This is a genomic window from Nocardioides sp. (assembly GCF_030019515.1).
Taxonomy (GTDB): Bacteria; Actinomycetota; Actinomycetes; order Propionibacteriales; family Nocardioidaceae; genus Nocardioides.
This window is the reverse complement of the sequence record NZ_JASEEQ010000011.1, coordinates 89,385-103,170: the sequence shown is the minus strand read 5'-3', so window position 1 is coordinate 103,170 and position 13,786 is coordinate 89,385. Positions and strand designations below refer to the sequence as shown.

General features: G+C 74.3%; 10 protein-coding genes. 7 read left to right on the top strand and 3 right to left on the bottom strand.

Features of this window, described 5'->3' with window-relative positions; translation table 11 throughout:
* Window positions 1-43 precede the first annotated feature (43 nt).
* The 4 genes from QMC84_RS15925 (at window position 44) to QMC84_RS15910 (ending at window position 3,589) form a co-directional block, all read left to right on the top strand.
* A complete protein-coding gene (locus QMC84_RS15925; protein ID WP_300376323.1) occupies window positions 44-445 on the top strand; it encodes a cupin domain-containing protein in 402 nt (133 codons plus the stop codon).
* Window positions 442-1,200, top strand: coding sequence for an SDR family oxidoreductase (locus QMC84_RS15920; protein WP_300376321.1), 759 nt, complete (start codon window positions 442-444; stop codon window positions 1,198-1,200). Before QMC84_RS15925 ends, QMC84_RS15920 begins: the two co-directional genes overlap by 4 nt.
* A gap of 231 nt (window positions 1,201-1,431) precedes the next feature.
* On the top strand, window positions 1,432-2,367 hold the full coding sequence (gene arcC, locus QMC84_RS15915; protein ID WP_300376319.1) for a carbamate kinase: 936 nt from the start codon (window positions 1,432-1,434) through the stop codon (window positions 2,365-2,367).
* Between the two features lie 106 nt (window positions 2,368-2,473).
* The gene (locus QMC84_RS15910; protein WP_300376317.1) at window positions 2,474-3,589 is read left to right on the top strand and encodes a ring-opening amidohydrolase; all 1,116 of its coding nucleotides are present in this window, start codon (window positions 2,474-2,476) and stop codon (window positions 3,587-3,589) included.
* Between the two features lie 300 nt (window positions 3,590-3,889).
* Here the strand turns inward: QMC84_RS15910 and QMC84_RS15905 are convergent, their stop codons facing one another.
* The 3 genes from QMC84_RS15905 to QMC84_RS15895 all read right to left on the bottom strand — a co-directional run bounded on the left by QMC84_RS15905 (window position 3,890) and on the right by QMC84_RS15895 (window position 6,452).
* A complete protein-coding gene (locus QMC84_RS15905) occupies window positions 3,890-4,534 on the bottom strand; it encodes a class I SAM-dependent methyltransferase (RefSeq protein WP_300376315.1) in 645 nt (214 codons plus the stop codon).
* Complete coding sequence (locus QMC84_RS15900) at window positions 4,531-5,691, bottom strand: CoA transferase (protein WP_300376313.1); 1,161 nt, start codon at window positions 5,689-5,691, stop codon at window positions 4,531-4,533. Before QMC84_RS15900 ends, QMC84_RS15905 begins: the two co-directional genes overlap by 4 nt.
* 170 nt (window positions 5,692-5,861) lie before the next feature.
* Window positions 5,862-6,452, bottom strand: coding sequence for a DJ-1/PfpI family protein (locus QMC84_RS15895; RefSeq protein WP_300376311.1), 591 nt, complete (start codon window positions 6,450-6,452; stop codon window positions 5,862-5,864).
* Window positions 6,453-6,498: 46 nt separating this feature from the next.
* Here QMC84_RS15895 and QMC84_RS15890 point away from each other — a divergent pair, with 46 nt between their 5' ends.
* Genes QMC84_RS15890 through QMC84_RS15880 form a run of 3 tightly spaced genes read left to right on the top strand, consistent with a single transcriptional unit; the run spans window position 6,499 to window position 13,589 of the window.
* Window positions 6,499-9,726: an ATP-dependent DNA helicase gene (locus tag QMC84_RS15890; RefSeq protein WP_300376309.1), complete on the top strand. Its 3,228-nt coding sequence runs from the start codon at window positions 6,499-6,501 to the stop codon at window positions 9,724-9,726.
* Entirely contained in the window at window positions 9,723-12,944 is a 3,222-nt protein-coding gene (locus tag QMC84_RS15885) for an ATP-dependent DNA helicase (RefSeq protein WP_300376307.1), read from the top strand. Before QMC84_RS15890 ends, QMC84_RS15885 begins: the two co-directional genes overlap by 4 nt.
* 60 nt (window positions 12,945-13,004) lie before the next feature.
* On the top strand, window positions 13,005-13,589 hold the full coding sequence (locus QMC84_RS15880) for a DUF6318 family protein (RefSeq protein WP_300376305.1): 585 nt from the start codon (window positions 13,005-13,007) through the stop codon (window positions 13,587-13,589).
* Window positions 13,590-13,786: the final 197 nt, after the last annotated feature.

The following is a 13,786-nucleotide window of genomic DNA, read 5'->3' as shown; positions in this document are numbered from 1 at the left end:
GCCCGCTGCCGACGTGGCGGCGACGCGGGGCAGGATGGGCCACATGCGCCCTCCGCTCGCCGAGACGCTCGACCTCCAGCCGCACCCCGAGGGCGGCTGGTACCGCCAGACCTGGTCCGCCCCGGAGACCGTGACGCTCCCGGACGGCCGGGTGCGACCGACGGCGACGCTGATCTACTTCCTGCTGCCGGCGGGGGAGTCCTCCGCCTGGCACCGGGTCGCGTCCGACGAGCTGTGGCTCGCGCACCGGGGCGGCGTCGCCCTCGAGCTCGGCGGCGTCGGCCCGGCGCCGGTGCTGGAGTCGACCGCGGTCGTGGACCCCGAGCGGCCGCAGGCGCTGGTGCCGGCCGGCACCTGGCAGCGCACCGTCCCGGCCGATGAGGACGCCCTCGTCAGCTGCCTGGTCTCCCCGGGCTTCGACTTCGACGACTTCGAGCTGGCGTGAGCGGCGCGCCGGCCCGACCCGTCACGCTCGTCACGGGCGGCACCCGCGGCATCGGCGCCGCCACCGCGCTCCGGCTGGCCCGCGACGGCCACGACCTCGTGCTCGGCTACGCCCACGACGTCCGGTCGGCCGAGGAGGCCCGGCTCGCGGCCGAGGACGCGGGGGCGCGGTGCCTCCTGGTGCGCGCCGACCTCACCGAGCCGGACGGCGTCGAGGAGCTGTTCGCCCGGGCCGCCGAGCACGGCCGGCTGACCGGCGTGGTCAACAACGCCGGCGCCACCCTGCACCTCGGGCCGCTGGCGCAGACCCCGGTCGACGTCGTGCGGGCGACCGTCGACCTCAACCTCACCGCCGCGCTCCTCGTCGCACGCGCCACGGTGCGCGTGCTGGGGACGTCGTACGGCGGCGCCGGAGGCGTGCTCGTCAACGTCAGCTCCGGGGCGGCGACGCTCGGCGCGCCGGGGGAGTACGTCCAGTACGCCGCGGCGAAGGCCGGGGTCGACGCGCTGACGGTCGGGCTGGCCCAGGAGGTCGCGGGCGAGGGGATCCGCGTCGTCGGAGTGGCGCCCGGCATCGTGCGGACCACGATCCACGCCGACGCCGGCGAGCCCGGGAGGGTCGACCGGGTCGGGCCGCTGGCGCCGCTCGGGCGGGCGGGCGAGCCGGGCGAGGTCGCCGACGCGATCGCCTGGCTGATGAGCGAGGAGGCGTCGTACGTCACGGGCACGACGCTGCGGGTGGCCGGCGGGCGCTGAGCCGGCCCCCGGCCGGGCGACGTGACCGTCGCCGTTTGGTCACCAACGACATGTTCTGCGGCGAGATCCTGGTGGTTTGGTCACCAACCGCGTGGCCTTCCGGCCGCCGGGGGGTGGCCCATGGGCCGGCCGACGCGCGCTGGACGGCTGGCAACAGTTGCCAGCGATCGGGGCCGCTCCTCGTCGCCGGCCACGGTGCCCGGCGCCCACCGGGTCACTAGGTTCGACGCCATGAGGGTCCTGCTCGCACTCGGTGGCAACGCGATGACGAACGCCGACGGTCGAGCCCGGCCCGAGGACCAGATCGCGGCCGCGGGGGTCGCCATGGCCGCGGTCGCCGACCTGCTCGGGGCCGACGTCGAGGTGGTCATCACCCACGGCAACGGGCCCCAGGTCGGCAACCTGCTGGTCAAGAACGAGGTCGCCGCGACCGTCGTACCACCGGTGCCGCTGGACTGGTGCGGCGCGCAGACCCAGGCGACCCTCGGGTTCGTCCTCATGAACGCGCTGGAGGCCGCGCTCGCCTCGCGCGGCGTCGAACGACGTACCGCGACGCTGGTGACCCGCGCGCTCGTCGACGCCGACGACGCCGGCTTCACCCGGCCGACCAAGCCGATCGGCCGGTTCCTCCCCGCCGACGAGGCCGCGGTGCTCATCGAGCACGGCGAGACCTGGGAGGACCGCGGGGAGAAGGGCTGGCGCCGCGTGGTCGCCTCGCCCGAGCCGATCGAGATCCTCGACGCGCCGGCGGTGCAGGCGCTGGTCGAGGCCGGGTTCGTCGTGGTCGCCAACGGCGGCGGCGGCATCCCCACCGTGCGCGATCCCGACGGCACGCTGCGCGGCGTCGAGGCCGTGATCGACAAGGACCTGGGTGCGGCCCTGCTCGCCCGCACCGTGGACGCGGACGTCCTGGTGATCGGCACCGACGTGTCCCATGCTGTGCTGCGGTACGGCGCGCCCGATGCCGAGCCGCTCGGCACCGTGACCGTGTCCGAGCTGCGGGCCTTCGCCGCCGAGGGGCACTTCGCCAGCGGCTCGATGGGCCCAAAGGTCGACGCCGCCTGCCGCTTCGTGGAGGCCGGCGGCTCCCGGGCCGTGATCACCGACCTGAGCCACATCGCCCCGGCCATCACCGGCGACGCGGGAACCGTCGTCGTGCCGGACTAGGACGCTGATGAACGATCCGCGCGGCTGCGCGACGACCGCTCGCTCTCGCCCGTCCTGTTCCACAGCGTTCTAGCCCAACCCGCCCGCAACCAGGAGGACACCACCCATGCCCGACGCCATCGAGGTACGCAAGGTCCCGATCCACTCCGTCGCCGATGCCAGCGAGCTCGCGAAGCTCATCGACGACGGCGTGATGAAGGCCGAGCGGGTGATCGCGATCATCGGCAAGACCGAGGGCAACGGCGGGGTGAACGACTACACCCGGATCATCGCCGACCGGGCCTTCCGCGAGGTGCTCGTCGAGAAGGGCGCCCCGGCCGAGCAGGTCAAGCAGGTCCCGATCGTGTGGTCCGGCGGCACCGACGGCGTGATCAGCCCGCACGCGACGATCTTCGCGACGGTCCCGCCCGAGGACCTGACCGGCGACCTGGCGCCCTCCGACGAGCCGCGGCTGACCGTCGGCTTCGCGATGAGCGAGCGGCTCGCCCCCGAGGACATCGGACGCACCCCGATGATCACCAAGGTCGCCGCCGCGGTGAAGGTCGCCATGGAGCGCGCCGGCATCACCGACCCGGCCGACGTCCACTACGTCCAGACCAAGACGCCGCTGCTGACGATCCACACGATCCGCGACGCCAAGTCTCGCGGGAAGACCGTGTGGACCGAGCACACCCACGAGTCGATGGACCTCTCCAACGGCTGCACGGCGCTGGGCATCGCGGTCGCCCTGGGCGAGATCGAGATGCCGCGCGACGAGGACGTCATGCACGACCGCTCCCTGTTCTCCTCGGTGGCCTCGTGCTCCTCGGGCGTCGAGCTCGACCAGGCGCAGGTGGTCGTGGTCGGCAACGCGCCCGGGGTCGGTGGTCGCTACCGGATCGGTCACTCGGTCATGAAGGACGCGCTGGACCAGGACGGCATCTGGGAGGCCATCGAGAACGCCGGCCTCGAGCTGCCCGAGCGGCCGCGCACCGCCGACCTCGACGGCCGGCTGGTCAACGTGTTCCTCAAGTGCGAGGCATCCCAGGACGGCCTGGTCCGCGGCCGCCGCAACGCGATGCTCGACGACTCCGACGTGCACTGGCACCGGCAGATCAAGTCCTGCGTCGGCGGCGTCACCGCGGCGGTCACCGGCGACCCCGCCGTGTTCGTCTCGGTCTCCGCGGCCCACCAGGGCCCCGACGGCGGCGGCCCGGTCGCCGCGATCGTCGACCTGGGGTAGGTCGAGGCGCCGCATTATTCCCCGGTTCACCGGGGACTCTTCCGCTTGTCGGCCGTTGCAACGGCCGACAAGCGCAAGAACTGGCGCAGAAGCACCCGGCCTGACCGTGGTGGGACCGAACCGGATCCGGCTCAGCCTCGATCCACCGATGGGGGCGCGCAGCAGGCGGAAGTCGGTGGATCGAGGCCGTGCCCGCGGACCGTGCCCGGGGCAGTTCGCCGGGACGTCTGCGGCCGGGAGTCGCGGCTGCGTCCCCGTCGCCCGAACTGCCCACCGTTCGGACCGGAGCTCCCGGAGCTGTCACACGAAGCTGAACAGGCGCACGCCGGGCTGGTACGGCGTGCCCGCGCCCGGCCAGCGGTGCACGCCGACCCGGAACCCGGCGTCGTCGGGTCGCACGAAGTCGACCTCCTCGAACCCCGCCTCGGCGAAGAGCCGACGGACCAGCTCGCTCGGGTCGCCGTCGAAGTCGGTGGGGTCCTGCGGCACCCGGCAGCCGCGCGTCCAGATGACATGCGCCCCCGTCGCCAGCAGTGCCGGCAGCTGCGCCACGGTGGTGGCGACGTCGGCGTCGGTGACGTTGCCGAACACCCCGCAGGTCATCAGCACGTCCGCAGGCACGGCTCCCGCGTACGCCGACGTCGTGCCGGCGTCGGCGGTCCGGACCTCGACCCGGTCGAGGGCCAGGTCGCGTGCTGTCGCCCTCGCCGCGTCCGCAAGGTCCGGGTCGAGCTCGACCAGCACTGCGTCGACGTCCCCACCCGTCGACGCGAGCACCGGCAGGGTGTCGCGGCCGTCACCCGAGCACATGCTGACCAGCCGGACCCGGCCGGGCGCGGCGCCGAGCAGGGCGCCCAGTCGGTCCCGTACGACCGACAGGCGCCGCGACAGGTCGGAGGCGGGGTCGGCGTACTCCTCGTGCCAGGCGTGCCAGTCGTGGGTCACGAGTCGAGCCACTCCCGGATCGAGGCGTCGTGCTGCCCCAGGGTCGGGGGAGCGAGGTGGGCCGACCGGCCGCCCGACCACGGGTCGTCGTCGAAGCGGATCGGTGACCCGGGCAGCCGCAGCTCGCCCTGGGTGGCGTGCTCGACCGTGAGCAGCAGCCCCTGCGACAGGGTCTGCTCCCACGAGTAGACGTCGTCCATCGAGCGCACCTTGCCCGACGGGACCCCCGCCGCCGCGAGCGCCGCGAGCCAGTGCTCCGCGGGCTCGGCCGCGAACAGCTCCTCGATCCGGGTGATCAGCGCGTCCCGGTTGGCGACCCGCTCGGCGTTCGTGGCGAACGACGGCTCCGCCGCGTCCCAGCCGAACGCCGCGCACAGGGCGCGCCACAGGCCCTCCGAGCCGCACGCGATCTGCACCGGCGCGGTCGCGGTCGCGAACATGCCGTACGGCGCGATCGACGGGTGGTGGTCACCCGCCAGGCCGGGCACCTCCCCGGCGACCGTCCACCGGGTCCCCTGGAACGCGTGCACGCCGATCATCCCCGCGAGCAGCGAGGTCCGCACCACCCGGCCGCGGCCCGTGCGGGCCCGCTCGTGCAGAGCGGCGAGCACCCCGAACGCGCCGTTCATGCCGGCGATCAGGTCCGCGATCGGCACCCCGACCTTGGTCGGCTGCGCGGTGCCGGTGATCGACATCAGCCCGCCCTCGCCCTGCGCGATCTGGTCGTAGCCGGCGCGCGTCGCCTCCGGCCCGTCGTGCCCGAAGCCGGTGATGCTCAGCACCACGAGCCCGGGGTTCAGCTCGTGCAGCCGCGAGACCGGGAAGCCCAGCCGGTCCAGCACTCCGACGCGGTAGTTCTCCATCAGCACGTCGGCCCGCGCGACCAGCCGCGCCAGCAGGTCCTTGCCCTCCTCGGACTTCAGGTCGAGGACCAGCGACTCCTTGTTGCGGTTCGCCGAGAGGAAGTACGTCGACTCCCGCTCGTCGTCGGCCCCGATGAACGGCGGCCCCCAGCCCCGGGTGTCGTCGCCCGCCGGCGGCTCGATCTTGATCACCCGGGCGCCCATGTCGCCGAGCATCATCGCGGCGTGCGGGCCGGCGAGGGCCCGGGTCAGGTCGAGGACGACGAGGTCGGAGAGGGGGCCTTCGCTTGTCATGCGAGGACGCTATCGACCGCCGGTGGGGCCGCCTACGGCCAGATCTGCCAAGGCCCGGGATCGGTCGTGGTCTCGCCTCGCCGGTCGCGGCCCCCGTTCCTCGCCCGCGCGACTACTCGACGTGGCGCCTGGGTCCGGCCCGTCCTCGCGAGCTCGGACCCGGACGCACGTCACGACTGCCACATCCACTCCATCTCGGCGACGACCAGGTCGCGCGTGGCCGGCCCGGCCAGCAGCTGCACGGCGTGCAGCGCCAGGTCGACGCCCGCGGAGACCCCGGCCGAGGTCAGGATCGTCTCCGCGCTGCGCACGAACCGCTGCCCGCGGACCACCGTGGTGGTCGGCGAGATCGCCGCCAGCTCGTCGTACGCGTCGTGGTGGGTGGTCGCCGGCCGCCGCTCCAGCAGTCCGGCCGCGCCGAGCACCAGTGCGCCGGTGCACACCGACAGCAGGAGCTCCACCTCGGCCGCGCGCTCCTTGACCCACGCCAGCAGCCGGTCGTCCGCGAGCAGCCGCCGGGTGCCGGCGCCGCCCGGCACCACCAGCAGGTCCGGCGGCGGGGCGTCCTGGAGCGAGTACGTCGGCACCACGGTGAACCCGCCCCGCCCGACGGCCGGCACGCCGGTCAGGCCGACCGAGAACACCGAGAACGGCGCACCCTCGCCCAGCTCGCCGGCGACGTTGAACACCTCGTACGGGCCGGCGTAGTCGAGCACCTCCATGTCGTCGAAGGCGAGGATGGCCACAGTCCGGGGACTCACGGGGCCATTGTCGTGCGCTGTCGGCGCGGGGTGATCGAATGGCCACATGACGGCCACCGCGACCTCCTACCGCCTCGTGCGCACGGACGTCGCCGCGGCCGTCCCCGAGCTCGACGAGCACCAGCGCCGCGTCGTCGACCATCCCGGCGGGCCGCTGCTCGTGCTCGCCGGCCCCGGCACCGGCAAGACCACGACGCTGGTCGAGGCGATCGTCGACCGGATCGAGCAGCGCGGGGCGAGGCCCGACGAGATCCTCGCGCTGACGTTCTCCCGCAAGGCCGCCGAGCAGCTCCGCGACCGGGTCACCGCCCGGTTGGGCCGCACCATGTCGACGACGCTGAGCTCGACGTTCCACTCCTTCGCCTACGGGCTGATCCGCCGCTACTCGCCGGCCGAGCTCTACGAGGCGCCGCTGCGCCTCCTGTCCGCTCCCGAGCAGGACGTCGTGCTGCGCGAGCTGCTCACCGACCACCCCGAGTCGGTCGCCTGGCCGGAGTCGCTCGCCCGGGCCCTCGGCACGCGCGGCTTCGCCCGCGAGGTGCACGCCGTGCTGTCCCGTGCGCGCGAGAAGGGCCTCGACGGCGTCGCGCTCCGGGTGCTCGGCGAGGACGAGGGCCTGCCCGAGTACGTCGCCGCGGGCCTCTTCCTCGACCAGTACCTCACCAACCTCGACTCCCAGGGCGCCACCGACTACGCCGACCTGATCCGCCGCGCCACGATCGAGGCCGAGGCCCACCGCGACGAGCTGCGGGCGCGGATCCGGGCCGTGTTCGTCGACGAGTACCAGGACACCGACCCCGGGCAGGTCGCCCTGCTGCGCGCCCTCGCCGGCGACGGCCGGGACCTGGTGGTCGTCGGCGATCCGCACCAGTCGATCTACGGCTTCCGGGGCGCGGAGGTGCGCGGCATCCTGGAGTTCCCGAGCGAGTTCCCGCGCGCCGACGGCGCGCCGGCCGACGTGATGGCGCTGCGCACCACGCGCCGGTTCGGCCCGCGGCTGCTGGTCGCCTCGCAGCGGGTGGCCGGCCGGCTGGCGCTGCCGGGGAGCATCCCGGCGGAGGCGCGCGCGGCGTTCCTGGCGCCCGAGGCGGAGCCGATCGCCCCCCAGGACAAGGGGAGCGAGGGGCGGGTGCTGGTCCGCACCTTCGACACCGAGCGCGCCGAGGCCGAGCACCTCGCCGACCTGCTGCGCCGTGCCCACCTCGAGGACGGCGTCCCGTGGGACCAGATGGCGGTGCTCGTCCGCTCCGGCCGTACGTCGATCCCGCCGTTGCGTCGGGCGCTCGGCGCCGCCGGGGTGCCGGTCGAGGTCGCCAGCGACGAGGTGCCGCTCGTGCGCGACCCGGCCGTGCTGCCGCTGCTCGACGCCCTGCGTGCGGTGGTCACCCTGGACACCCGACCGGCCGAGACGGACGTGGAGCACGTCGACCACCTCGACGCCGCCCGGGCCGAGGGGCTGCTGCTGGGTCCGCTCGGCGGGCTCGACGCCGGCGACCTGCGCCGCCTCGCCCGGCGGCTGCGCACCCGCGAGAAGGAGCAGAGCAAGGCCGAGGCCCGCACCCCGCGGACCTCGCGGGACCTGGTCCGCCGGGTGGTCGCCGAGCCCGGGTTCCTCGACGGGCTGGAGGGCCCCGAGGTCGTCCGCGCCCGGGCCCTCGCCCAGCTCCTGCTCGACGCCCGCGAGGAGCTGCGCGGCGGCGCCTCGGCCGAGGAGCTGCTCTGGACGCTGTGGTCCCGCACCGGCTGGCCGGCCCGGCTGCGCCGGTCCGTCGACCTCGGCGGCGGGGCCGCTCGCCGCGCCCACCGCGACCTCGACTCGGTCTGCGCGCTCTTCGACGTCGCCGCCCGCGCCGAGGAGCAGCGCGACCACGTCGGTGTCCGGGCCTTCCTCGCGACGCTCGTGCAGCAGCAGATCCCCGCCGACACCCTGGCCGAGCGGGGTGCCCGCGGCGCCGCCGTACGCCTCCTCACCGCCCACCGCGCCAAGGGCCTCGAGTGGCGGCTGGTCGTCGTCGCCCACGTCCAGCAGGACGGCTGGCCCGACCTGCGGAGGCGTTCGACGCTGCTCCAGGCCGACCGGATCGGCGAGCACGGCGTGGTGCCGCCGGTGACGACGCGCGAGCTGCTGATGGAGGAGCGGCGGCTCTTCTACGTCGCCTGCACCCGCGCCCGGCAGCGGCTGGTCATCACCGCGGTCGCCTCGCCCGACGACGAGGGCGAGCAGCCGTCCCGGTTCCTCGACGAGCTCGGGGTGAGCGTCGAGCGCGTCGTCGGCCGGCCACCGCGGCCGCTGTCGCTCGCGGGGCTGGTCGCCGAGCTGCGCCGCACCCTCGCCGACCCCGACACCTCCGAGCCCCTCCGCGAGGCCGCCGCGCGCCGGCTCGCCCGGCTGGCTCCCGAGGTCCGGATCGCCGACCCGTCGAGCTGGTGGGGCACCCGCGCCGCCACCCGCTCGGTCGAGCCGATCCGCGACCCCGACCAGCCGGTGCCCGTCTCGGCGAGCGTGCTCGACGCGGTCGCGGTCTGCCCGACCCAGTGGTTCCTCGAGCGCGAGGCCGGCGGCGTCGCCCGGGCCCACCAGTCCGCCAACCTCGGCGAGCTGATCCACGCGCTCGCCCAGCGGGTCGCGGCCGGCGAGCTGGAGCCCGCCGTCGAGGTGCTGATGGAGCACGTCGACGCGGTCTGGGACCGGCTCGACTTCCGCACGCCGTGGTCGAAGGCGCGCGAGCACGACCGGGTGCGCGCGGCGGTCGGCCGGTTCCTCCAGTGGCACCTCGACAACCCGCGCGAGCTGCTCGCGACCGAGTACCCGTTCACCACCGTCGTGACGCTCGACGACGGAGAGCAGGTCAAGATCAGCGGCTACGCCGACCGGATCGAGCTCGACGCCGACGGCAGCGTCGTCGTGGTCGACCTCAAGTCCGGCCGGGCCAAGCCGAGCAACAAGGCGGTCGAGAGCCACGTCCAGCTCGGCCTCTACCAGTACGCCGTCGACCACGACGCCGTCGCCGAGCTCGCGCCGGGCGCCCACGCCGGCGGGGCCGAGCTCGTCCAGCTCGGCCTGACCGACGGGGGCGAGACCGCCGCCGTCCAGGCGCAGGCCGCCCAGGCCGACGACGGACCGGCGCGCGACGACCTCCGCCTCCGGCTCGCGCACGCCGCGTCCCTGATGCGCGCGGAGACGTTCCCGGCGGTCGCCGGCCAGCACTGCCGCGACTGCAGCTTCGTGGCGATCTGCCCGATCAAGAGCGCGGGGTCGGTGACCGCCCGGTGAGCCGCCGGATCAGCACGCCCGACGAGCTCGCGGCCGTGATGCGCACGTCGTACGCCCCCAGCGAGCAGCAGTGGGCGGCGATCTCGGCGCCGCTCGCGCCCGCGGTCGTCATCGCCGGCGCCGGCTCGGGCAAGACCACCCTGATGGCGGCCCGCGTGGTCTACCTGGTCGTCACCGGCCAGGTGCGGCCCGACGAGGTGCTCGGCCTGACGTTCACCACCAAGGCCGCGAGCGAGCTGCGCCAGCGGATCCGTCAGGCCCTCAAGGCCGCGGGAGCGCTGGAGGAGCCCGAAGACGCCCCGGGTGATGGGCAGAGCGACGTCCTCGAGCCGACGGTCGCCACCTACAACGCGTACGCCGCCGGCCTGCTCACCGACCACGGCCTGCGGATCGGCCACGAGCCGGACACCCGGGTCATCACCGACGCCGCCCGCTACCAGTTGGGCGCCCGTGCCGTCGACCGCTACACCGGCGACGTGCGGTACCTCTCCGACCACCCGGAGACCGTGATCCAGAACCTCCTCGCCCTCGACAGCGCGATGAGCGAGCACCTCGTCGGGCCGGACGCCGTGCGCGAGGTCGACGCCGAGGCGTGCCGCGGGTTCCAGGCCGCGCTCGCGGAGGAGGCCGGCGGCAAGAACCGCGTTACCTACCGCGACGCGATGGAGAAGGCGATCTCCGCGATCGACCGGCGCGGCGAGCTGCTCGGCCTGGTCGAGGCCTACCGGCGGCTCAAGCACGATCTCGGCCTGATGGACTTCTCCGACCAGATCGAGCTCGGCGCCCGGCTCGCCAGCGAGCAGCCCGACGTGGGCGAGCTGGAGCGCTCGCGGTTCAAGGTGGTGCTGCTCGACGAGTACCAGGACACCTCGGTCGCCCAGGCGGTGATGCTGTCCCGGCTGTTCGGCGGCGGTCACCCGGTGACCGCGGTCGGCGACCCCAACCAGGCGATCTACGGCTGGCGCGGCGCGTCGGTGTCCAACATCCTCAACTTCGCCGACACCTTCCCGGCCGCGGGCGGCGGCCCGGTCCCGACGTACCCCCTCACCGTCAACCGCCGCTCCGACGCCCGCATCCTCGAGGTCGCGAACCGGCTCGCGGCGCCGCTGTACGAGAAGTACGGCCAGGTGGAGCCGCTGGTCGCCAAGCCCGAGGCCGAGACCGGCACCGTCACCACCCAGGTGTTCGCGACGCACGCCGACGAGCTGGCCTGGCTGGTCGACGCGGTGAAGCAGGCGCACGCGGGGCTTCCCGACGACGGGGGCTGGGCCCACATCGGCGTCCTCACCCGCGACAACGCGCACGCCGAGGACGTCTTCGACGCCCTCACCAGCGCCGGCATCCCCGTCGAGATCGTCGGCCTCTCCGGCCTGCTGCGGCTGCCGGAGGTCGCCGAGGTCGTCGCGACGCTGACGCTGCTGCACGACGTCACGGCGAACGCCGCGCTGCTCACCCTGCTCACCGGGCCGCGCTGGGCGATCGGCCCGCGCGACCTGCGGCTGCTCAGCCGCCGCGCGTTCGCGATCGCCGGACGCCACGGGCGCGGGGCCGATGCCGCGTCGATCACCGACCAGCTCCTCGAGATCGCCGACGGCATCGACCCGGCCGAGATCCCGTCGCTCGACGACGCGCTCGCCGACCCGGGGGAGCACGCGTACTCGCCCGAGGCGCTGGAGCGCTTCGGCCTGCTCTCCGCCGAGCTCCGCGTGCTGCGCACGTACGTCGGGGAGCCGCTGCTCGACATCGTCCGCCGGATCATCGACACCAGCGGCACCGACGTCGAGCTCGCGTCCGCGGTCAGCCCGGCGGCCGCGGCCCGGCGCGACAACCTCGACCTGTTCGTGAAGGCGGTCGCCGAGTTCCAGGCGGTCGACGGCGACGTGACCCTGCCGGCACTGCTCGCCTACCTCACCGCCGAGGACGACCAGGGCAACGGCCTCGACGTCGCGACCCCGACCGAGGCCGACTCGGTCAAGCTGCTCACCGTGCACCGCTCGAAGGGCCTGGAGTGGGACTCGGTCTTCCTCGTCGGCGTCTGCGAGACCCGGTTCCCGTCCAACCGGTCCCGGACGCTGTGGACCTCCTCGCCGGCGATCCTCCCGGCACCGCTGCGCGGTGACGCCGGCGACCTGCCGCAGCTGGCCGGTCACGACAAGGCCGCGCTCGACGCGTACCGCGCCGCCACCCGGGACCACGACGCCGAGGAGGAGCTGCGGCTCGGGTACGTCGCCTTCACCCGGGCGGCCCGCCGGCTGTCGGTCACGTCGTACCTGTGGAGCCCGCGGGCCACGCCGTTCGGCCCCTCGGCGTACCAGGAGGTGATCCGCGACCAGCTCCACGACTGGGCGGAGCCGCCGGCCTGGCTGGCCAGGCCGGAGAAGGGCGACCCGAACCCCTACGACGCCGTCGACCCCTCCCGCCCGTGGCCGATGACGGGCACCGGCCGGGAGGCGGCGCTGCGGATCGAGGCTGCCCGCCGGGTCCGTGCGGTCGACGTCGAGGCGGCCGACCTCGGTCTCGACATGATCGAGACCGCGCGGGTGGCCGAGTGGGACGCGGAGCTGGAGCGACTGCTCGCCGAGGCGCGCCGCGACCGCAGCACCGCGCTCGCGGTGCGGCTGCCGTCGAGCCTGTCCGCCACCGCGCTCGGCCGGCTCCGCGAGGACCCCGAGTCGTTCGCCCGCGAGCTGGCCCGGCCGATGCCGCGGCCGCCGTCGTCGGCCGCGCGGTTCGGCACCCGCTTCCACGCCTGGGTGGAGGCGCGGTTCGGCCAGCAGGACCTCTTCGACTACGACGACCTGCCCGGTCGCGCCGACGCCGGCATCGACGACGACTCCGACCTCAAGGACCTGATCGCGACGTTCGAGGCCGGCCCCTTCGCGACCCGGACGCCGCACCAGGTGGAGGCGCCGTTCGCGCTGGTTCTCGGTCATCCGGGCGGAGGCGGTCAGGTGGTGCGCGGGCGCATCGACGCGGTCTACGCCGAGTCCACCGCCGACGGCGACGGGTTCCTGGTCGTGGACTGGAAGACCAACCGGGCCGCCACCGCCGACCCGCTGCAGCTCGCGCTGTACCGGCTCGCCTGGGCCGAGCTGCACGGCCTCCCGCTCGAGCGGGTCCGTGCGGCGTTCTACTACGTCCGCACCGGCGAGGTGGTCGAGCCCGCGGACCTGCCGGACCGTCCCGCGCTCGAGGCGCTGCTCGACGGGGCGTCCTGACCGGCGGGTGGATCTCCACAGGCGCGCCGGCGGCGGTTTCGCGCGGCGCCCGGACGGGGAATGATCGTCGCCGTGACCCGGTCTCGGACGGTGATCGCCGCCCTGTGTGTCGTGTCGGTGCTGGCGCTCGGCGCCTGCTCCGGCGACGACCCCGAGCCCCGCTTCGCCCCGCCGTCGACCTCGGCGCCCACCTCGCCGTCCACCACGGCCGTCTCCGGGCCGGTCGAGCCGACGATGCCGGCCGCCGCGAAGGGGAGCGATGCGGCCGCGGCTGAGGCGTTCGTGAGGTTCTACTGGGAGATGGTCAACTACGCCCAGGCCACCGGGGACGTAGCCGGGTTGAAAGCGCTCGCGACGCGCTGCATCAACTGCGACAACGGCATCGACTTCATCACGAACGCCTACGACAAGGGTGGCCAGATTCGCGGGGGCGACGGAACGGTCAGTCGTTTGGAGACGCACTTTGTGAAGCGGACGGACGGCTGGTGGGCGATTACGGAGTGTCATGTCGCGCTCACCGAGCAGGTCGTCGATCTCCCCGGCGACGCCCACGACGAGCACTACGGGGGCGGATCCAGCGACATCCGCCTCTACCTCCAACCGATCGCCGATGGCTGGACAATCCGGTCGGTGGCGACGCAATGAAGGCGGTGGTGATCGCTGCTCTGGTGGCTGTGCTCGTGTTGGTCGGTGGACCCGCTTCGGCAACTCATGGACACGGCGGAGTCCAATCCGGGCCCAGCGGCTACATCGGGTCCTGGACCGCTGGCCAGGACGGCTCAGTTCAACCTGCGTCCTCGCATCACGCCACCCAGATCGCTCAGGTGGTCCACGAGACGTCA